Annotated in this window: 13 protein-coding genes, 1 tRNA gene and 1 pseudogene; 5 read left to right on the forward strand and 10 right to left on the reverse strand. The window is 61.8% G+C overall.

Annotation, left to right across the window (positions count from 1 at the left end; translation table 11 throughout):
- The first annotated feature begins 256 nt into the window (after positions 1 to 256).
- Positions 257 to 1,051, forward strand: a complete 795-nt coding sequence (locus ACNHKD_RS07440; protein WP_442756438.1) for a dienelactone hydrolase family protein — start codon at positions 257 to 259, stop codon at positions 1,049 to 1,051.
- Positions 1,052 to 1,111: 60 nt separating this feature from the next.
- Here ACNHKD_RS07440 and ACNHKD_RS07445 read toward each other — a convergent pair whose 3' ends face one another.
- Positions 1,112 to 1,324, reverse strand: a complete 213-nt coding sequence (locus ACNHKD_RS07445; RefSeq protein WP_442756439.1) for a DUF1674 domain-containing protein — start codon at positions 1,322 to 1,324, stop codon at positions 1,112 to 1,114.
- A gap of 148 nt (positions 1,325 to 1,472) precedes the next feature.
- Between ACNHKD_RS07445 and ACNHKD_RS07450 the strand changes: the two genes are divergently transcribed.
- Positions 1,473 to 2,819, forward strand: a complete 1,347-nt coding sequence (locus ACNHKD_RS07450; protein ID WP_442756440.1) for an RsmB/NOP family class I SAM-dependent RNA methyltransferase — start codon at positions 1,473 to 1,475, stop codon at positions 2,817 to 2,819.
- A gap of 41 nt (positions 2,820 to 2,860) precedes the next feature.
- Here the strand turns inward: ACNHKD_RS07450 and ACNHKD_RS07455 are convergent, their stop codons facing one another.
- The 4 genes from ACNHKD_RS07455 to ACNHKD_RS07470 all read right to left on the reverse strand — a co-directional run bounded on the left by ACNHKD_RS07455 (position 2,861) and on the right by ACNHKD_RS07470 (position 7,615).
- Positions 2,861 to 4,345 (reverse strand): PAS domain-containing sensor histidine kinase, encoded by a 1,485-nt coding sequence (locus ACNHKD_RS07455; RefSeq protein WP_442756441.1) that lies wholly within the window; start codon positions 4,343 to 4,345, stop codon positions 2,861 to 2,863.
- 350 nt (positions 4,346 to 4,695) lie between these two features.
- A complete protein-coding gene (locus ACNHKD_RS07460; protein WP_442756442.1) occupies positions 4,696 to 5,202 on the reverse strand; it encodes an RNA pyrophosphohydrolase in 507 nt (168 codons plus the stop codon).
- Positions 5,199 to 6,425: a divergent polysaccharide deacetylase family protein gene (locus ACNHKD_RS07465; protein WP_442756443.1), complete on the reverse strand. Its 1,227-nt coding sequence runs from the start codon at positions 6,423 to 6,425 to the stop codon at positions 5,199 to 5,201. Before ACNHKD_RS07465 ends, ACNHKD_RS07460 begins: the two co-directional genes overlap by 4 nt.
- Positions 6,426 to 6,577: 152 nt before the next feature.
- Complete coding sequence (locus tag ACNHKD_RS07470; protein WP_442756861.1) at positions 6,578 to 7,615, reverse strand: Ppx/GppA phosphatase family protein; 1,038 nt, start codon at positions 7,613 to 7,615, stop codon at positions 6,578 to 6,580.
- A gap of 312 nt (positions 7,616 to 7,927) precedes the next feature.
- On the opposite strand from ACNHKD_RS07470, the gene ACNHKD_RS07475 reads away from it, so the two are divergent.
- A tRNA-Gln gene (locus tag ACNHKD_RS07475) sits at positions 7,928 to 8,001 on the forward strand.
- 103 nt (positions 8,002 to 8,104) lie between these two features.
- Here ACNHKD_RS07475 and ACNHKD_RS07480 read toward each other — a convergent pair.
- The 3 genes and pseudogenes from ACNHKD_RS07480 to ACNHKD_RS07490 all read right to left on the reverse strand — a co-directional run.
- Positions 8,105 to 8,281 (reverse strand): annotated as a pseudogene (locus ACNHKD_RS07480) (integrase core domain-containing protein); the annotation flags it as partial.
- A gap of 20 nt (positions 8,282 to 8,301) precedes the next feature.
- Positions 8,302 to 10,347, reverse strand: coding sequence for a S9 family peptidase (locus ACNHKD_RS07485; RefSeq protein WP_442756444.1), 2,046 nt, complete (start codon positions 10,345 to 10,347; stop codon positions 8,302 to 8,304).
- 1,892 nt (positions 10,348 to 12,239) lie between these two features.
- Positions 12,240 to 14,708 carry a S8 family serine peptidase gene (locus ACNHKD_RS07490; protein ID WP_442756445.1) on the reverse strand — a complete coding sequence of 823 codons (2,469 nt, stop codon included), beginning with the start codon at positions 14,706 to 14,708 and terminating at the stop codon, positions 12,240 to 12,242.
- Between the two features lie 207 nt (positions 14,709 to 14,915).
- Here ACNHKD_RS07490 and ACNHKD_RS07495 point away from each other — a divergent pair, with 207 nt between their 5' ends.
- Together ACNHKD_RS07495 and ACNHKD_RS07500 are read left to right on the forward strand one after the other, a co-directional pair.
- Positions 14,916 to 15,641 (forward strand): CPBP family glutamic-type intramembrane protease, encoded by a 726-nt coding sequence (locus ACNHKD_RS07495; protein ID WP_442756446.1) that lies wholly within the window; start codon positions 14,916 to 14,918, stop codon positions 15,639 to 15,641.
- Between the two features lie 336 nt (positions 15,642 to 15,977).
- Positions 15,978 to 16,565 (forward strand): response regulator transcription factor, encoded by a 588-nt coding sequence (locus ACNHKD_RS07500; RefSeq protein WP_442756447.1) that lies wholly within the window; start codon positions 15,978 to 15,980, stop codon positions 16,563 to 16,565.
- Here ACNHKD_RS07500 and asnB read toward each other — a convergent pair.
- Together asnB and ACNHKD_RS07510 are read right to left on the reverse strand one after the other, a co-directional pair.
- A complete protein-coding gene (gene asnB / locus ACNHKD_RS07505; protein ID WP_442756448.1) occupies positions 16,560 to 18,839 on the reverse strand; it encodes an asparagine synthase (glutamine-hydrolyzing) in 2,280 nt (759 codons plus the stop codon). The genes ACNHKD_RS07500 and asnB overlap by 6 nt on opposite strands.
- A gap of 351 nt (positions 18,840 to 19,190) precedes the next feature.
- Positions 19,191 to 19,547, reverse strand: coding sequence for a hypothetical protein (locus tag ACNHKD_RS07510; protein WP_442756449.1), 357 nt, complete (start codon positions 19,545 to 19,547; stop codon positions 19,191 to 19,193).
- Positions 19,548 to 19,943: the final 396 nt, after the last annotated feature.

Consider the following 19,943-nt stretch of genomic DNA (forward strand, 5'->3'; position numbering starts at 1 on the left):
TTTGGAAACACCGGAATGCGCGTGATTGGGCGCGCGACGGGCGGGAGCTGCTCGACCACGATTTTCGGGGCAAACACGAACTCGGACTCCTGCGCGAAAGGGGAGCCCCTCCCGCAAATGGCGCCGCGATATACGCTCTTTTGCCCCGGATGAGAAGGCCAAGTTTCGCGGCGCGAAAAGACGGCCCGCGGCGCTTGCGGTCCCGCGCCGGCGCGCGCAACCTGCGAGAAAGGAATTAAGGCGGGGAGGCGCGCAGATGACGCAGGACAAGAGCGACAAGGGCTTCGCCGCGGCGGCGGGGGAGGTGGCGATTCATGTCATCCGCACGAACGCCGAGGGGCTGGAGACCGGGCTTGCGACGCTGCCCTGCGGCGCTCCCGCTTATTTCGCGCGGCCCCATCATGGCCGGAACCTGCCCGTGGTCCTCGTGGCGCAGGAGATTTTCGGCTTGCACGAGCATATTCGCGACATTGTGCGCCGCTTTGCGAAGCTGGGCGTCTTCGCGGTCGCGCCCGACTATCTCATCCGCTACGGCGATCCCATGGCCGCGCCCGACATCGATGCGATCCGCGCTATCGTCGCGCGCGTTCCGGACGTCGAAACCATGGAGGTTTTCGACGAGGCGCTGGCCTGGGCCGAGGGCAGGGGCGGCGACGCTTCCCATGCGGCGATCATCGGCTTCTGCTGGGGCGGGCGAATCGCGTGGCTCTATGCGGCGCACAATCCGCGTCTCGCCGCCTGCGTCCCCTGGTACGGCCGACTCGACGGCCCGCGCACGAAGGAGCAGCCGCGCTGGCCGATCGACGTCGTGGACGAGGTCAAGGTCCAGACGCTCGGCCTCTATGGCGGCGACGACCCGAGCATCCCTTACGACCTCATCCTGACGATGAAGGACAAGCTCGAAGCGGCCGGCGCCCCGGCCGACATCGTCATCTACGACAGGGCGCCGCACGGCTTTTTCGCGGATTACCGGCCGAGCTACCGCGAGAAGGACGCCCACGACGCCTGGGGGCGTATGGTCGCCTTCCTGCGTGCGCAGGGGGTGGGGTAGGATGGCCCTCGCGGCGGCGCCGTCCGGAGGCCTTCGCCATTTCCTGAATGCGGGCCGCGCCTAGAAGTCGCTCGCAAGTCCTTTCACTTCCCAGTCGCCGTAGCGCGCGGGATCAAGCCCGCCGCGGCCGCCGCGCTCCTCGGGCTGAGCCGTCGCGTTGGCCGATCTGCGTCTTGCTTCCGCCTCGGCGATGGCGCGTTTTGCCGCCGGCGGCAATTTGCGCTGTGTTTCTTGGGGTTTGGCTTCGTCGCTCTCTCGTTTGGCTTCGGACATGGCTGCTGCCTGACCTTTCTCGCCGCCGCGCGCCCCCTTGTGCTATGATTCGCATCAAGCGGGGATCTGTGGAGACGGCTGTTTGAGCGATAGTAGATCATTCCCCGGGCGATCGAAACCGGCGCGGCAGTCCACACGGCAGGGCTTCGTGCCCGCCGAGGCGGCGCGCGAGGCGGAGGCCGCCAAAATACCCGGCCTGTCCGTCCGACTCGCCGCCGCCGCCATCATCAGCGACGTGGCGCAGGGCGGCCATCGGCTGGATGAATGCTTCTCGCCCCAGGCCGTTCCGAACCGTCTCACCGGCCTCGATGCGCGCGACGTCGCGCTTGCCCGCTCCATTGCGACGGCGTCGCTGCGCCGACTCGGCGTCATCCGCCACGTCTTGGGCGAGCTGCTCGAAAAGGGCCTGCCGCGCCAGGCCGGGCGGCTCGAATACACGCTTATCGCCGCCGCCGCGCAGCTTCTCTTCCTCGACGCCGCGGATCATGCCGCGATCGACCTCGCCGTGCGCGCGACGAAGCTCGAACCGAAAACCGGCGCCTATTCGGGCATGGTGAATGGCGTGCTGCGCAATCTCGCGCGGCGGCGCGACGAGTTTCTGGAGATCGCCGCCGGCGGCGAATACGACGCGCCGCCCTGGCTCGCCCAGCGCTGGCGCAAGGCCTATGGCGACGAGACGGCGCGCGCCATCGTCGCCATGCATATGCAGGAGCCGCCGCTCGACGTCTCGGTGAAGTCCGACGCGGCGGACTGGGCCGAGAAGCTCGACGGCGTCGTTCTTCCGACGGATTCCGTGCGACTCAAGACCCGCGCGCCGATTACGGAGCTTCCCGGATATCGCGACGGCGAATGGTGGGTGCAGGACGCCGCCGCCGCGCTTCCCGCGCGCCTTCTTGCGACGAAGCCGGACGAGCGCGTGCTCGACATGTGCGCGGCGCCCGGCGGCAAGACGGCGCAGCTCGCGCTCACCCGCGCGCATGTCGTCGCGCTCGACCGCTCCGCCGAGCGTCTCAAGCTCCTGGCGGCCAATCTCTCGCGGCTCGACCTCCGCGCGGATATCGCGGTCGGCGACGCCACGGGCTATCAGGCGCAACCCTTCGACGCGATTCTGATCGACGCGCCGTGCTCGGCCACCGGCACCGCGCGCCGCCATCCTGACGTGCCCTGGACCAAAAAGCCCGGCGACATCGAAGCGCTCGCCGCCTTGCAGTCCAAGATGCTCGCCCGCGCCGCGCTGTTGACGAAAGCGGGCGGCCGCATCGTCTATTGCACCTGTTCGCTCGAACCTGAGGAAGGCGAGCAGCAGATCGGGGTCTTTCTGCGCCGCAATCCCGACTTCCGCCGCGAGCCCGTCACAACGGCGGACGGCGTGCCGGAAGCGTTCGTCAATCGCGATGGCGATCTTCGCACGCTGCCGTCTTATTGGCCGAATGAAGATGCGCGGCTCGCGGGGATCGACGGATTCTTCGCCGCGCGGCTGGTGCGCGCGGCCTAGATCGCGCTGCATTCAGGGGATTCGCCTGAACGCAGCGCGATCTAGGCAATCTCCGCGGGAGCGGGCAGGCGGACGATGAATGCGCTGCCACGGCCGACGCCCTCGCTGCGGGCCTCCACCTCGCCGCCGTGAAGACGCACGAGGCTGCGCACAAGCGCGAGCCCGATGCCCAGCCCGCCTTGCGCGCGTTCGAGCGTCCGATCGACCTGCGTGAAGCGATCGAAGATGTGGGGCAACATTTCCGGCCGAATGCCGACGCCGTTATCCTCGATCGTCACCACGGCCTCGTCGCCGGCGCGTTTCGCCGAGACGGAAATGTCGCCCCCGCGCTCGGTATATTTCGCGGCGTTGGTGAGAAGATTGGTGAAGACCTGCGCGAGGCGCACCGTATCGCCATGGAGCGTCAGCGGCGCGTCGGGCAACGACCAGTGGAAGCGATGGCCGCCGCCTTCGATCATCGGCGTCGTCGTTTCGATGGCGTGACGCAGGGGCTCCCGCAGGTCGATCTTCTCCCGCTTGAGATCGATTTTACCGCTCGCGATCCGCGTAATGTCCAGCAAATCGTCGACGAGACGCTTCAAATGGACGACTTGCCGCTCCATCATCAACACGACTTTCGCGTCCCGATCCTCATCGCCGCGCCCCAGCGCGCGGTGACGCAGGACGTGAACGGAGCTGCTGATGGAGGCGAGCGGGTTGCGCAGCTCATGCGACAGCGTCGCGATGAATTCATCCTTTCTCTGAGCGGCGTCCCTGAGCGCCTGCTCCGCGCGCTTTCGCTCGGTGATGTCGCGGATGAAGGAACGCAAGCCGACAATGCGGCCGTTGGCGTCGTAGACGGCCCAGGTTCTGAGGCCGGCCGGAAAAACGCCGCCGTCCTTGCGGACATATTCCTTCTCATATTCGCCCGAGCCGCCCATTCGCATGACGACCTCGCGAATGATCGCCTCCTCTTGTTCCCGCCATTGAGGCGGCGTGATGTCGCGGTAGGTGCGGGCGCGCAGCTCCTCCATCGTATAGCCGAGCATGTTCTGGAACGCCGGATTGGCTTCCTGAAACCAGCCGTCGAGATCCGTCGTCGCGATCCCGTCCCAACTCGTCTCGAAAAGCGAGCGATATCGCCGCTCGCTTTGCTGCAAGGTCTCGCTCGCCTCCTTCCGCAGGAGGCTGGTCGCGCTGTGGACCTTTTCGTCGAGAACGACCCGTTGCTTCCGGTTCTTGATCTCGACCAGGGCGGAGACGGTCAAGCCGGAGATGATAAAGAGGACGGTGCGGATCCTGTCGCTGTCGAGCAGCATCTCGAAAGACTGAACGGGCTCGAAAAAGAAGTAGATGGCGCTCAGGGCGGAGAGAATCGTGGCGAAAACGCCCGGCCCCGGTCCCGCGCAAAGGAGAACAATCACGGTCGCGATGAAAAAGGGAGCAAAAGTGGCGAAAGACAAGAAGTTGCTGAACATGAAGCGGAAAATTGTCGCCACGGCTACGGCCAGGAACGCCCCGAGATAATGAAAGACCTTGGGATGCAAAGCTCTTTTATCCTCTGGATCACGCTGCGTTCAGGCGGACTCTTCTTCAAATGCAGATAACGTAATCGCTTCTATAGGTTCGGAGCGCGCTTTTTGCGAAAAACCAGTGTCCAATTTTTGCAGCGCGCTCCAGGCAGGCTTCCCTCGCGGAGAGAACGACGGCAAAGCTTGTGGGCGCTCTTACCGAGGACCGCCTCTGCGGCCGGATTGCAAACAAAAGAAGGTGCAACTTTTAATAATAGCGACAACATTGGCATGAGGCGACAAAAACCTGTGCGTAACAAGGCCGCGCGGCCTTGAGGGCTCGGGATTCAGGGCCGGGACGGTAACCGGCGCGGGCGGTTTGAGGCTCACTCGGCCGCAAATGGCCCGAATGCCTCCACCACGTCCAGATAGACTTGCCGCTTGAACGGCACGATCAGATCCGGAAGCCTGGCGAGCTTTTCCCAGCGCCAGGCGTCAAATTCCGGCTTGTGCTTGCCGCCGCCCGGCGCATGAATGTCGATCTCGCCGTCGTCGCCCAGAAAGCGCAGGGCGAACCAGCGTTGCGTCTGGCCAATATATTTGCCGCTCCAGCGTTTGTTGGCGTCCGGCGGCAGGTCGTAGGACAGCCAGAGCGGCGCCTCGGCGATAAACTCCACGCTCGTGACGTTCGTCTCCTCGCGCAATTCGCGCAGCGCCGCCTCGAAGGGCGTCTCGCCTTCGTCGATCCCGCCTTGCGGCATCTGCCAGAGGAAAGGCGCCGCGGTCTGGTCGAAAGCGCCTTTTCCCTTGCGGTGGCCGATGAAGACGAGGCCCTGCGCGTTGATGAGCGCGACGCCCACGCAGGGGCGATAGCGGCTGTCGGGCGGGGTCATAGGCCGCGACCCGCATCGGCCGAGGCTCCGCCGCGCGGCGCGAGCGCCGAGGAGACGGGCGCGAGCGCGACGCCGCGCCGCTCCAGATCGCGCGCGAAACGCGCGACGCGCGCGACTATCGCGGGCGTCGCGTTGGCGAAGCCGATGGCTGCGCCTTTGCCGCGCGCCAGCGTCTCGAGTTGGGCGAGCGCCGCGTCGATCGATTGGGGGGTCGCGCGCTGGTCGACGATCACGTCGACTTTTCCGTGGGGCAGGGACAGCTTGGGCGCCAGCCTATCGCTGAGCGATTGCGGCGAGGCGCCGTCGTCGAGGAAGAACAGGCCGCGCTGGGCGACCTCGCTCAAGGCGCCGTAAAGCGCCGATTCATCCGCCATGAAGCGTCCGCCGAGATAGTTCATCACGCCGGCGTAACCCGAGAAACGGCTCATCAGCCATTGCAGATCGTCGACGCCGCCATCCTGCGCGCCGGTGACGAGCGTGTGCGGCCCCGGATTGTTTTGCGGGTAGTCGAAAGGCTCCATCGGCGCCTGCAGAAGCGCCTCATGCCCGCGCGCGCGCGCCTGCGCGACGAGACGGTCGAGATCCGCGCCGTAAGGCGCGAAGGCGAGCGTCACGCCCTCGGGAAGCTGCTCGATCGCGTCGAGCGAATATTGCGGGTTGAGCCCCAGGCCGCCGACCACGAGGGCGATACGCGGGGCGCCCGGCTTGATGGCCGGGCCGGTGACGAAGGGGCGCGAATAGACATCCATCGGCCTCGCGCCGTCGGCGCCGATGCGCGGCAGCAGCCCGTAGCGGCCCTTCTCGACCACGCGGCGGTCCGGCGCCGGCGCGAGCTTCACGCCCGAGGGCGGGTCGATGCGGATGATGCGGGCGGTCGAACCCTCGACGCCGTGCCGCGTGACCTTCACGCCCGATAGCTGCTCGATCTCGCTGACGCCCATTTCATTGCCGGGCGGGCCCTGATCCGCTGCGGCGACGGTCCGCTGCTGCTCCTGCTGTTGCGGCGGGGCCGGTGCGGGCTCCGGCGGCTTGGCCGGCTCGATCTTCGCGACGGCGTACGGCTCGCCGCCGAACGGATCCTTCGGAGCCAGATGGAGCGCGGTCGCCCCCGCGGCGACGAGCGCGCCGGCGGCGGCGAGTAAAGGCCGACGCGACGATGAACCGGCGGCCGGGGGCGGACGCCTGGATTCTCGTCCAAGGGGTTCGTTCAATTCGTCGGTCATGGGGGCGGGCGCTCGAATCGGGGGCGTCGAATTCTTGGCGAATCACGCCTGAACATTGTGACGGCTGAGGCGGCGGCCGTCGAGCGGAAAGCCGCCTTACGGCAGGGCGATCGGGTGGACGCCTGTCATCGGCGAATCCCTCTTCGTGCGGCCTACGGCCCGCTGAGCGCGCCGTCCGCCTCCATCAGCTCCAGAAGCATGCCCTCGCGCAGGCCGCGATCGGCGATACGGGTGCGGGCCGCCGGAAACATTTCGCGGATCGCCTCGAAAATCGCGCAGCCCGCCAGAACGAGGTCGGCGCGTTGCGGGCCGATGCAGCCATTGGCGACGCGCGCTTCGAAATCCATGCCGCGCAGCCGTTCGATCGCTTTGGTCGCCTCGGCGTCGGACATCCACAATCCGTCCACCCGCCAGCGGTCGTAACGCTCGAGTCCAAGATGCACGCCGGCGAGCGTCGTGACCGTGCCGGACGTGCCGAGCAGGTGAAAGCGCGCGCAGCGGCGGACTTCCGTCGTCTCCCTCACGAAGCTTTCCAGCGCGTCGAGCGCGTGTTGCTTCATCGCCGCGAAAGTTTTCGCGTCAACGACGCGGCCGCCAAAATGCTCGGCCAGCGTCACGACGCCGAGCTCCAGCGAGGTCCAGCTATGAAGGTCGCGGGCGTCGGCCGCGGCTGGCGAGCGGGTGAGCCAGACGAGTTCCGTCGAGCCGCCGCCAATGTCGAAAAGCAGCACGCTCGCCGCCTGGGGGTCGGCAAGGGAGCCGCAGCCGCGCGCCGCGAAGCGCGCCTCCGTCTCGCGGTCGATGACTTCGAGTTCAAGCCCCGTGCGGTCGCGGACGCGCTCGACGAATTCCTCGCCATTGGCGGCGCCCCGGCAGGCCTGAGTGGCGACGAGGCGGGCGCGGGTGACGCCGCGCGCTTCCATCTTGTCGCGGCAGATTTCGAGCGCCGCTATGGTGCGCTCGATCGCAGACTCGCTGATGCGGCCGGCGCGGCCCAACCCTTCGCCAAGGCGCACGATTCGCGAGAAAGCGTCGACGATTCGCAGAAAATCCGAATTGCGCCGGCGCGCGCGCCGCTCGGGGCGGGCGATGAGCAGGCGGCAATTATTGGTGCCGAGATCGAGCGCGGCGTAGGTGTGGCCGTTTCCATAGGCGGCGTGTCCGGCCGAGCCCGCCGCTCCCGTCGTCAGGGCGGCCTGCGCGCGCGCCGCGCCGCCGGCCCCCGCCACCGCCTCAAGACCTGGCCCCGAATGCGGAGGCCGATCGGTCCCTGCCAAGTTCCTGCTCCCGCGATATCCGCCGCATATTCGCCGCTCGCGCGACGTTGTTCGCGTAAACCTCTTTCATGCAGGATTGCGAACCCGCCCGCAAGTGGCGCATGAAAGGCGACGGTCCCGCTCCAAGGCGCGCCGGCGCGCGCGTCCGGCGGCGAGAGGGCTGTTGACAGCGCGCTTCGCTCTCTCTAGATCACGTCCCGCTGCGGCGATGCGCCGCCGACCCGTTGGGGGATAGTTCAACGGTAGAACAGCGGACTCTGACTCCGTTAATCTTGGTTCGAATCCAGGTCCCCCAGCCACGCAGTCGCTAATTCCGGAGACTTTCCCGAAGACCGGCAAAAGGCCCACGTTCTGTGGGCTTTTGCGGGTGGCCGGCCCCCATGGGGTGCTCCCGTTTGAATGTTAGTTAATGACTGGCGTTTGGGCTAGCCGCTGAGCGCCCGGCGGAGCTGGTCGGGGTGGCGCAGCCAGGCGCTCAGCGGGCCACACCGTGGGCGAGGGCGGTCGATATCTAAGCGAAGAATGCGGACGCACCTCGTTGTAATGTCGTCGCCAGCTTTCGATCACGATCCGCGCCTCGATGCGGATCGCAAGACATTCTATCCGCCGACGCTTGCCGTCAATCGCTCGATGAGGAAAGCATATATCGACGCCCACTCCTCGACTTCTGCGAATCGGTCCGACATTCCCTGGTGTCCGCCGTCCAAGCGCACCTTCACCAGAATGTCCGCGGGCTCAGAGCTCATTTCACGAATGCGTTCGGCCCACTTTAGCCCCTCCCAATAGGGAACCCGTGGATCATTAAGGGAGCAAAAGACTAAAAGTGAGGGATATGCCTGCCTGCGGACATTTTCATAAGGAGAGTAGGATTGAAGCCAGGCCCGGTCCTTCGCCATGGATGGATTCCCCCACTCCTTCCATTCGGAGATTGTAAATGGCAAGGTTTCGTCCGCGAGCGTGTTAATCACGTCGACGAACGGTCCATCGGTAACAACTGCGGAAAACAATTCTGGTCGTTGATTAATGGCCGCCGCGGCCAGCAGGCCGCCTGCGCTCTCGCCCATCACGCCGAGGCGACCGGGATGGACGAAACCTTCGCGGATGAGATATTCCGCGCAAGCGATGAAGTCGCCAATGCTGTTTTGTTTGAGCCGCCCTTGGCCTTGTTCATGCCAGTCGCGGCCGAGTTCGCCGCCGCCGCGAACATGTGCGACCGCATAAACGAAGCCTCGATCGAGCAGGCTTAGCCTTAGCGACGAAAATTCCGCCTCCAGCCGAAAGCCGTAAGCCCCGTAACCGTAGAGCAGGGCGGGGTGGGAGCCGTCGTTACGCCTTCCCTTACGATAGACCAAGGACATTGGGACGTCGACGCCGTCCCCTGTCGGAACGAATATCCGTTCGGATGCGTAATCGGTTGGATTGTAACCCACGACAGCCGACTGCTGCAGCATGTCAAGGCGGCGATACGCCATGTCATAGTTGAAAACCGTATAGGGCGTTACAAACGAGCTATAGCCGAACCGAAAAATCTCCGTCTCGAACTCTCGGTTGTCCTCTGGATAAAGCGCGATGACGGACTCGGGCAGATCAACGACATGATCTTCGTTGGTCTGCATGTCGACGACGTGGAGCGTCGGGATACCACGGCGCCTCTCGCAAATGACGATGTGCTTGGCGAAGGCGTGAATCCAGTCGATCTCGACGTCCGCGGGGGCGTCCCTGAAAATACGCTTCTCCAAGGACTGATTTTTAGTCGGCATTGTCAGGATACGGTTAGCCGACGCCTCCTCATTCGTGACGATATAAAACTTCTCCTCGTGATGCGTGACGTAGGCCTCGATCCCGTTTCTGCGAGGATAAAGCAATTTCACGGTTGCATTTGGGTCATCCGCATCCAGGTAGCGCAGCTCCGTCGTATCGCGAGCCCAGGATGTCAGAATTAGGAAGCGTCCGTCCTCAGTTCGACTGAGTCGCAATTGATACGCTGCATCCTTCTCCTCAAAAATGTTCTCCTCGAAGACTGATGTTCCCTCGACTCTATGGCGAACAAGTTGAAATGGCCGGTTATAAGCATCCAGACGAACCGAATAGAGTGTGTGTCGATCATTGCTCCATAGCGCGTTTCCATAGCTACCGGGAATGGCGACGCTGATAGCCGGATGGGCGATGGATCGGACAAATACGGCGAAGCGCTCATCCGCACATATGTCGACGCCGAAAAGACACCGCTCGTGATCGGGACTAACGCTTAGAAAGCCGAGCGAGAAATAGCCATGTCCTTCGGCGAGAAGATTTTCGTCGAGGATTATTTCCTCGGCGTCGTCGCAGAAGCGTCGCCGGCGGCAGTGAATGGCGTAAGCCTTGTCTTCCTCAAAGCGGCTGAAATATTCATAGGGGCCGTGGGGGACGGGCGGAGAGCAACGGCTCAAATCGACTCGCGCGAGCATTTCTTCGAAAATCCGCCCCCGTAGCGGCGCGGTTCTCGTCAAGAAGGCGCCCGTCAGCGCATTTTGAGCCTCGATATGCGCGTGCACGCGCGGATCGTCGCGATCGCGCAACCAAGCATATGGATCCGCCGAGCAGCTGTGCGATGCGTTTTCGAGGCGAACTTCGTTCGGCGAACGGGGGCAGGGCGATGATGACATGAATTTACTCGCTTGAATTGACGCCCGACCTTCCAGCTTCGAACCCCTTCAAGATGACGCTCGTCGAGAACCGACGCACGGCGGCGCATGGCGCCACCGATTTCTTCGGGGAGCCCGTAGGGTCGGGACCTCAGTTCAGAACCGCTCGGGCAAAATCGAACGCAGGCTCAGTTCGCGCTCAGCACCCACTAACGGATGATGCGCACGCGAACGGGCTGCCCCGCTCCGAGCGGCGGGATCCCTGTCTTGGCCGAGAGCCAACTTTGCGTTGGCCGCTCGGTGAGAGCCGCGTTGACGCTGATCTTTTCGTCGGATTCTGTAAAATTCTTTGGGGCGGGCTTCATCGCCTTGGGCAAGCGTAGATTGCTCGACGCCGACGGCGGAGGCGCAACGCCAACATTGGGGACTTCTCCCGTGACGAGGGCGGCCTTACTGAAGGACCTCGCGAAAAGCTTTTCGTCATTACCGACGTTTGGGGGATTGGCCATGGTCCATCACCTCATCGATTGCTAATTCAGCGCGCCCGCCATGTGCGGAACGCTCGTCTCAACCCCGCGCGCCAATTGACGTCGCATTACGCGCTCGCGGCCCGGGGCGCGGGGCTTATCCATTCACCACCAGGTTTGGCGCGACGACAGGGTTGGTCCGGGGCGCGCCCACCCTTGCGCGATCATAAATCGGGTCGCGCAAGGCGCCTCCTCGCTTTACCGGCAGCCATACCCCGCGATGCCTCGGCAGGCGGGCGACGGCTTCTTTCCGACTAAGGTCGACGCGACGACGCCAGCGGATTTGGCGGCGGACGCCGAAATCGTGACGTTGCGCTCGACTGTGGGTAAAGATTTTGGCCGCTTCATCAGAGTCCTCCGTTACAGAAAAGTCGAATGGGTTTGATTGTGGCCATCATGGGCTTCGTCGTGCGAGCGCAAACGACTTAGACGCTACGACCCGAGCGGACGGGCGACGACGCCGCCATTTTCAGCCCAATTGTTGCGGACTGAGGATTTTTCGCCAGTCAATGGAGGCGCTCACGCGCGTTCCCGCCGGCGCCGGCCGTCCTTTTGAAACAGCGTTCCGCAGTCGGTAAAGCCTTTGGCCGTTTCATCGCGTCTCTCCTCTTCGCCAGTTTGATCAGATTGCCCGAGGCGCGCTCGCCGCTCGATAAACGCCGACACCCGGCTGCGCTCCGCTCCTCGCCAAAAGAGACGGTCGACGCGAAAGTTAGGGCGGCAGCGCCTGTTGGACGAGCCGCTTGTTGGCAGAAGCGGCTCGGCTCTGTGGCGATCAGAGCGCGCCGATGGCGATCGGTAAACCTACCTTCGCGACGGTTCCGAGGACATCCCAGAAGCCAGACGGCCCCACCGAGCTCCCCGCTGGCGCGGAAGCAGTTCTTTTCGCATTGCGATCGACAGAGGGAAGTTGCTTCGGTCGTTTCATTGAAATTCTCCATTAATTGTCGAGACGCGATCGTTCGGCAAAGGGTGAACGATTGTTGGCTCTTCTTTGACGTCGCCTTGCTTGGCAAGCTTGGCGGCGGAGCGTCAGGGTGAGAAGGGTGGGCAACGCTTTGGTTCGCCCACCCATAAGCGCTAAAGAGCTCCAATAAGGCTCTGGGCAACCGGAATCAGCGAGCCCCAGTCAAAGGAGGGGCCGACATTCGCCCCCGCAGGCGCCGAGGCGGTTTTGGTTGTTTTGCGCTCAACCGCCGGGAGTTGTTTCGGTCGTTTCATCTCATTCTCCTCAGATATCAGAGATATCAACTGCGCCCAGCTAGTGGGGCCGCTTTGAAGCGCCCACCTTCGGCAGCCGGACCTGCCGTCCGTCGGGCGATGGAACATCGCCCGAGGATTGCGTTTGGCCATATGCGGCAATCGGCTATGGCCTCGATCGGTCGCTCAGGCGAAGCGCGCCCACCTGCGCAGCGAGCCGATTCCAACCGGCGATATGTCGTTCACGTCCACAGTGAGGCGATATTCCTCCAGCGCGCGCTGGAGCCGATTTCTTGGATCGAAAAACCGCATGACGACATCCCAGCAGTCGGACTTCGGTCGGCACAGGGGGCTCTTTTCCGCATAGACGCTATCGAGCTCAAGATGCTCTTTGAGCGCTCCGGTGAAGGCTTCGCGCGCTTGGAAAATATTCGTGGTCAGGTAATTGATCGCGCGATCGCTCGGCGCCTGTCCCAAATTGCGGACTTCATAGTATATTCGGTCCAGAAAATTCTTCAGCGCCAGATATTCTTCCGACTTCGGATCTACGTCCGAACCAAGAACGTCTTTCAGCAATAAATCGGTGGTCCAATTGTAGAGGGCGCGTAGAGAGACGTCGAGGGTCGGAACCGTTTGGCCATTGTAGAGTGTGATGTCGCCGATGATCCGACCGGCGATCGACACCCGATCGGAGTGGCGCGGGTTGACAGTGCTCGGGCCGAGCTTGTTCCTGGGATCAACGGGGAGCGTTTCGGGCCTCGACTGATCGTATAAAATGTCGGCGAATTCGCTCAGCACGGCGAGCGAGAGGGTCTGAAGCGGCCGCAACGCATAGAGCGGCTGATTCTCTTGGTACAGCACCCAGCATACGCTGCCCACATCTTCGGGCGCCCGGCCGGCGGGACGATTAGGATAGCGCGGGCCAGGGCCTTTGCACATATAGGCGGCCATCGCCCGGTGATCCTCCGGTAGATAGATCGTATCGCTTGTCAGGCCGAGGTCCGGCGCGAATTTAACGAATTCGTCGGCCTGCGACATGTCGTGGAACTGCTGGACGAAATAATCGCGCCGCGCGTCGGTGATGAAATCATATCCAAGGGTGCCGATCACATAGACGAGCTGCGAATTCGCCGCGGTGATGAAATCATTCGGCATCGGGATCGGATAAGCGGACTGCGACGGGGTCACGCCGTGACAAGACGCCATTGCCGGGCGCGTCTCGGCTTGGCCGCTCGGAAAGGCCGCCATCACCGCCGTGCGTTGCGCCGGCGTTAAAGCCGCCTGGGCGCCGAAGGAAGGCGCCGTCAGCGGCGCGGTCTGAGAAGGGATCGCGTGCTCCGCTGGCCGGGCGTTGGGCGTCGCCTCATAAGTCTGTTGCATCGGAAGCGCCCCATGCTGCGGCGTTTGTCCGCCGCAGCCGCACGGCGTCTGTTGCGGTTGCACGGTCGCAGACTGCCCGACGGCCATCGTCGCTTGCGTTTGGGGCGGCGTCGCCGGGTGGCCCGCGGACCAAGATTCTTGGGGCGCTATGGCCAGGCTGAGCGGCTCGGCTCCCTGCGGGAGCGCGCCCTGATCGACGCCAGGAGCATGCTGCGGATAGAGGTGAGATTGTGCGCGTTCCATTACTTTGCCCTCTTGCTTATAGCTTTTTGTCGAATGACTGCCTTGCACCGAAAGCGGCTTCACGCGTCCGCCTCCAAGGGGGCGGGGCGAACGAATTGCGTCGCCCCGCACGCCGTCCCGCAGACCAGACGCCGCCGTTCCCACATTTTCGAACAGCAGTTCGCAGGCTCCCTCGACATTGAGTCGACCGCCCAACATCCGCTCGCAATGAGCCTGATCCTCTCCCGGTTTGCAGGGTATTGCCGACTTCACGAGCGCGTCGCGCACGCCTTTCGGGTCCGGCTTTTGGCCGCGCGTTATTTGCAAGCCTAAGATCTGGGCTGCGGCGCCCGTGACGATTGGGCAAGCGAAACTGGTTCCGCTATGTCGCGCGACTCCGCCGCCTGGAATGGCGCCGAGTATATTTTCGCCCGGCGCCAACACGCCGTGTTCAGCAAAGCTTTCATCCCAATTGCTAAACGGACTCGGTAGCCCATCGACAGTCGCCGCGCCGACCGCGAGCACGCTCGGCAGCGCCGCCGGCATGTGCAAGCATTCGCAGCCCTCATTACCCGTCGCTGCGAGGATAACGACATTTTGCTGTTCGCAGCGGCGGGCGACTTGCTCGAGGAACGGATCCACGTCACCTGCTCGAATGAGCTCGCCGCCGCTAATGTTGATCAGATGCGCGCCAGCCTCCAGCGCAAGCGAGATGGCGCGCGCCAAATCTTCCTGGCTACAGGGCCGTAACTCTCCTGCCGCCGTCTCCCCATAGACAGGGATGACGACGCCGCGACATCGTGGCGCGAGGCCTTCAACCGTCGAGCCAGGCTGGCCGAATATGATGCTGGAGACATGCGTGCCGTGCAACGAGCCAGACGGGCCCATGACAGATCGCAACCAGACCGGCATGAGTTCTTCGAGCTGTCCGCCGACAAAGCATGGATGCGTGAGATCCGCCCGGCTATCGATAATCGCGATGCAAATCTCTTCGTCGCCCGCGCCGATCTGGCGCTTCGCAGAAATCTCTTCCCCTATGGAAAGACGGCTCATCTCCGCAACTCCGGATTTGACGACGCGGGAAATGAAGCACGAAATCTTCGGTGCGGAGAAGTCGCGCATTGTTGGGACTCTGAACATGCGACTCGAGTGAAGGGCGAGACCGCCATAACAATTTGCAATTCACTAAGTCGGATCCAGATGCTCCACGCGATCCACGCATGACCGCCGATCTCGTCGAAGCGCAGATGGAGAGTGAGAATGGCCTTCGAAGTGGATCCATGGACTGCTGCGCTCGCTGTCCTGGTCGTCTGGATCTTTGTCGTGTTCGGGGGCTTGATCCTCCAGTTCGGCCGAGGGACGCGACTGGAGCGCATCGTCTCCGAGCTGAACTATCCATTGATTGCCGCGCCGGTCTTTTTGCTGGCGGTCGCCGCATATACAGGAGAGTGGCGAGCTTTTGGCTTGCAACTTGTCAGCGACGGCGACTTCTCGGTGTTGATCGCGCCCGCGATTGCGATCGTCGCGCTTTGGATGTTCGCCTTTCGTAATGGCGTCACGTGGAATGCTGCTTTAAAATTTGCGGGAGTGAACACGCTGCTCGTTGGCGTCTCGGAAGAGCTGATGTTTCGTGGCGTCTTGTTTTACGGCGCTCTGTCAAACTTCGGCGCGACTTGGGCCGCCGCAATCAGCGCCGCAATTTTTGGCGCTGTCCATTTATTGAATGGCGCGCTAACCAGAAACTGGACGCAAGCGTCAGAGCAGGCGCTTATCAATGTCTTCACCGGGTTTTGGCTCGGCGCGCTGCGGGCCAAACTTAGCACGATTATTCCCCTAGTTGTCATCCATTGGCTTTGGGACTTCGCCCTGTTCGCGGCCGGGATGAAAAAGTCGATGTCGGTTAACTCAGCCTCTCTTAGTGGCGTGGTCCCGCTCGCCTGTGACCTCGTTCTGTTTCTCTATGCGATCTGGCTTGTCTTTGGGTGAGCGATAAGCGCCGAATGCGCTTGGGCGTCGGACCTTTCAAATCGCGTCTCCGCCGTGCCTTCGCCCTCGCGTCTTTGCGGCGCTTGGGGCGTCGACGCGTCGGGCTCACGCGTTATTCATTCGGATCGCCGCCGCACGACGACCATTTTTTGGTTTCTCGGGCGTTAACTCCGGCATCATCGTCGCTTCAGAAAATCGGATGATCAAATCCCCTGTTCGCTCAAAAAAGCGACTCCTAAAAGCCATCATTGCGAGCTAGCCTAAAGTCATTGGGGCAACTATTTCTTTTTCTCCAAGGCTACCAGTTCCGAAACGCAGTTCGTTTGGATGACGCTGATGCCGAGAATGCTCATTTCCGATCACGAAGCGCCAGAGCAGGGGGCCGTAGACGTCGAGCTGGAAGAGTTAATAAGTCAAATTATCATCAATCTTGCTCAGATCTATATGGGCGCCCGCACGGAGCCGTCGTCGAACTGCAGTAGCGAGCGCATCATTTTCGATTTTAGCCACCAAGGCGAACGCTACGTTTTGCTAAAGATCGCCTGCATCGATCACAAATTGAAACAACTTAGCGCGAGAGAAAGCGAAATTGTCCAGCTCGTCGCCCGCGGCTTCCAGAATAAATCTATCGCGGGTCGGCTCGGCATCAGCTCTTGGACGGTATGTACGCATCTGCGGAGAATTTTCGCCAAATTAGGCGTCACGTCGCGCGCCGCGATGGTCGCGGAATTCGTCGAGTTCAGCGGCGGTGAAAAGCCCTATGATGGCGTCGAGCATGCATCTGGCGAAAGGAGAAGCAAATCACCGGCGCGTGACAGCGCCGCTCCTGATTTCGTTCGCCCGGGCAGGGCGGAGAGTGGGGTCTGCCCCAGCGGGTTGACGCCGAACCCAAAGCCTGCACGTTGCAAACGGAAGGATCTATAGGGCGCTCCAGGACGCCTGCGCACCCGCCTCGGGGGGCGATACAACGCACAAGACATTATACTCCACAGCTTCCTCGAGATGTTTCCACACCTCAGCGTCGCTCATCCCGATTTCATCGAGGATTTCTGCGACCGATTGCGCGCCATCGACGTGGCGGAGGAAGCGAACCCATGGTTTGAGTTGAGGTTCGAGCGCGAATTCTAGCGCGTTATGCCTCAAAATGTAGTAGTCGCCGTCTTCCTTCAGCCGAGGGTCGCCCGCTTCGCTGCAAACGATGCGTATGCCGTCGGCGAAGCAAAGGACGCTGTCTCGATCAAGAGTGGGCGCCCGCCGGACGAGTGAGATCCCGAACTTCTGCCGCCAAGCGGACCAGTCGTCGATCGCCACTTCCGTCACTGGAAGCGGGCCTTCCCACGCGCAAGCCTCGAGCGGCGTCCTGCCCATGGCGGCGAGAAGTCCCATATTGACCAAATCGAGCACCATATCGACGTTGGCGTATTCGGGGTCGTCAGGCAGTTTCTTAAAGAGGCTCCAAAGAACATCTTTATTGACGACGCGAGCGGTTTCCGACAACTCGACGAGCGCCTCTTCCAAAAGCGCATTATCGTGGGCGCAAAGGAGATTGTACAGGAGGCGACGTGTGTATCTTAAATCCTCGCCAATGAAGAAGGGGGTCTTGGGCCGAAGACGAAATTCGTCCGGAAGGTCGGGCTTCATCGCCTCACGCAAGATCGCTTTGTCCCAAAACAATTTCTCATGAAGCGCCTTTGGAACCAAATATGTCAGTTCGACGATTCGGTGATCGAGGAAGGGCACGCGCGCCTCGACTCCGTTGGCGGCGGATGTTCGATCCTCGTGCCACAGCTGATACATTTGCAACATGTGGCGATAGATGTCCCTATAGGCGTCGAACGCGCCGTCGTAAGGCGGCGCGCCCGTTTGTTCGGCGAGAAAATCTCTTGAGATAAGCCATTCGTCGTCGAGGCTCGCATTTGCGTACGCACTCCAGTCGCCGCTTCGATGCAGCAGGGATTCGCGGTCACGATATCTTAGATTTTTCTCAAATTCGGCCCATGAGGGCCCGTCGGGCGTATTAAAGGCCGACTTGCTGTAACCGCCGTTGAATTCGTCGCTTCCGCTCCCCAGAAGCATGACCTTTAGGTTGGGGACTCGCTTTCGCGCGTGTGCGTGGAGCAAGAACTTGTAAAATTGCTCAGCGCCGGCGATGGGGGTTTCCACCTGACGGATGATTTTGCGCCAGAGCGACGGATCGAGATCAAGTTCGCGCCAATCGTAAAGCACCATATGGCTAGGAAGGCCAAAGAATTTCGCTGCGGCGCAGGCCGTGGGCGCGTCGCCGTTTGTGATCGTGCTCTGAGAAAGCACGGTGAAGGCGTGGATGGCTTTGTGGCGGCTCGCAAGACGCGCGACGGCGAGGGAATCTATTCCACCGCTGAGAAATATGCCGCACTCCACGTCGGCCATGAGTTGCATTTTGACGGCGTCGTCGAGCAGTTCGCGGTAGCGGCGTATGTAGACGCTCTCGTCTTGCGCCGGCTCGGCATCGCGGCGAATCGAGCGGGGATCCCAGTAAGATCTCGCTTTTTGCGCGCCCGACGCGAGATCGATCTCAAGAACATGACCTGCCGGAAGTTGATAGATATTTTCGAAAAATGAACTAAGCTTTCTGTCGCGATCGGGGTAATTCATGGAATTGCGATAGCTGAGCGCCTCGGCCCAATGAAACCCGCTCTTCACGTTGGGGTGAGCAAGCACCGCCTTCACTTCAGAACCGAAAATGAAAACATTCGCGTCGCAATAATAAAAGAGCGGCTTCACGCCGAGCCGGTCGCGACAAAGGATGAGCTTTTGTCTCCGCTTATCGAGGAGAGCAAAGGCGTAGATGCCGTTCAATTGGTCTAAGAACGCCAGCCCTAAGCGATCGTATAAGTGCAACAGGACCTCGCAATCGGACGCGGTCCTGAAATGCTGACTGGAACAAAAGCGTGAGCGTAGATCGAGATGGTTATAGATTTCACCGTTGCAAATCAGCGCCAGCCGTTCATCGTCAGAGCGTAACGGCTGCGCCCCAGTGGCCAAATCGACGATGGCGAGCCGGCGAAAGGACAATCCCACATTCGTCCAAAGAAAGGTTTTTTCATCATCTGGCCCCCGATGAGCCAGTTGCTGAGCCATCGTTCGCAAAATGCGCCGATCGGTCTCCCGAGAAAGCGCCATCCCGTCCAGACGCACAAATCCTGCGATTCCGCACATGCCAAATCACCCTGGAGTTCGTCGCAATTTGCCGAGGTCATCCCGATCAGTTCGCAACTTTAGGATGACGAGCCGCAAAAGATGAGTCGCACGAATGAGGTATGATTTTTAAACTCGCGCGGGGCTTCGTCCGAGGTCGGCGAGATGGCTGACTGAGACCCTGCAAGATGTCGTGGACGCATCGATCAGACAGACTTGAGATTGCCTTCCGCACAGTCGCCGCTTAAGCGTCCATTCGAACGTCAGTGGTTGCTACGTCGGAGCAGATGCCTTCTAGTCTGCAAGGGTGGGCGGCGGCTTCGCTGTCCATGAGCCGCGCGGCGAAACGCTCGCCACCTACTTCGGTGACTATTATGAGATCCGCGGTCGAAGTTGGATCGTGTCCACAATCGCCGGCAATAAGCATGACCCTTTCAGTCGCTCGACGGTGGAGACGACGAGATACAGATGATTTTTGTCCATGCTCGACTCGCGACGCAAGCGTCCGCATGTTCGCATCAGCACGGATGGACAGGAGCCTTCGAGAATCTCACGGGCCTCGCGCAACAACGCAAATTGAAACAGAGCGGCGAAAGAAGATGCAAGAAGGCTCGGCTGCCTAAGAAGGGATGGGTCGAGAAACATCCCGCGGCCATGGCTGCGATGGGCGGCTTCATCCTCATTCGGGCGAACTCTCATTAAGAAGCTGCGGAGCGTTTCGAGACCCATTTGCCCCCTCGTTTTCGACGAAGTCTGCACCCCGCGAGAGCAACTCACTCTAATCAGGGAAGGCTCTCTTTCCATCCTTGTTGAGGACGGCTCTGGAGACCCCCGCGCCGACGAAGGGAACGACGTTCTTTTTTGAAGCAAATTTCTGAAGTAAGATGGGGAATACGCGCGCTGATTCAGCGCCACAGTTCACGCTTTCGCGATCTGCTTCCCTCCGCCGGTAGCGATACAGAGGAGGCTTTCCCTTTTCACGGGGAAATCCGCGCTTTTTTCCTGTTAAGGCGGACTCATTTCCCTGTTTGGTTGCTTAGGGAATTTTGGCGGAGGCCCAAAGGGATTCATCCGCTGACGGAGGGGTTCTGTGAGGCGGCGACCCGTGTTTTCGGTCGATTTCCC

The sequence above is a fragment of the Methylocystis sp. JAN1 genome (assembly GCF_052186135.1).
GTDB lineage: Bacteria > Pseudomonadota > Alphaproteobacteria > Rhizobiales > Beijerinckiaceae > Methylocystis.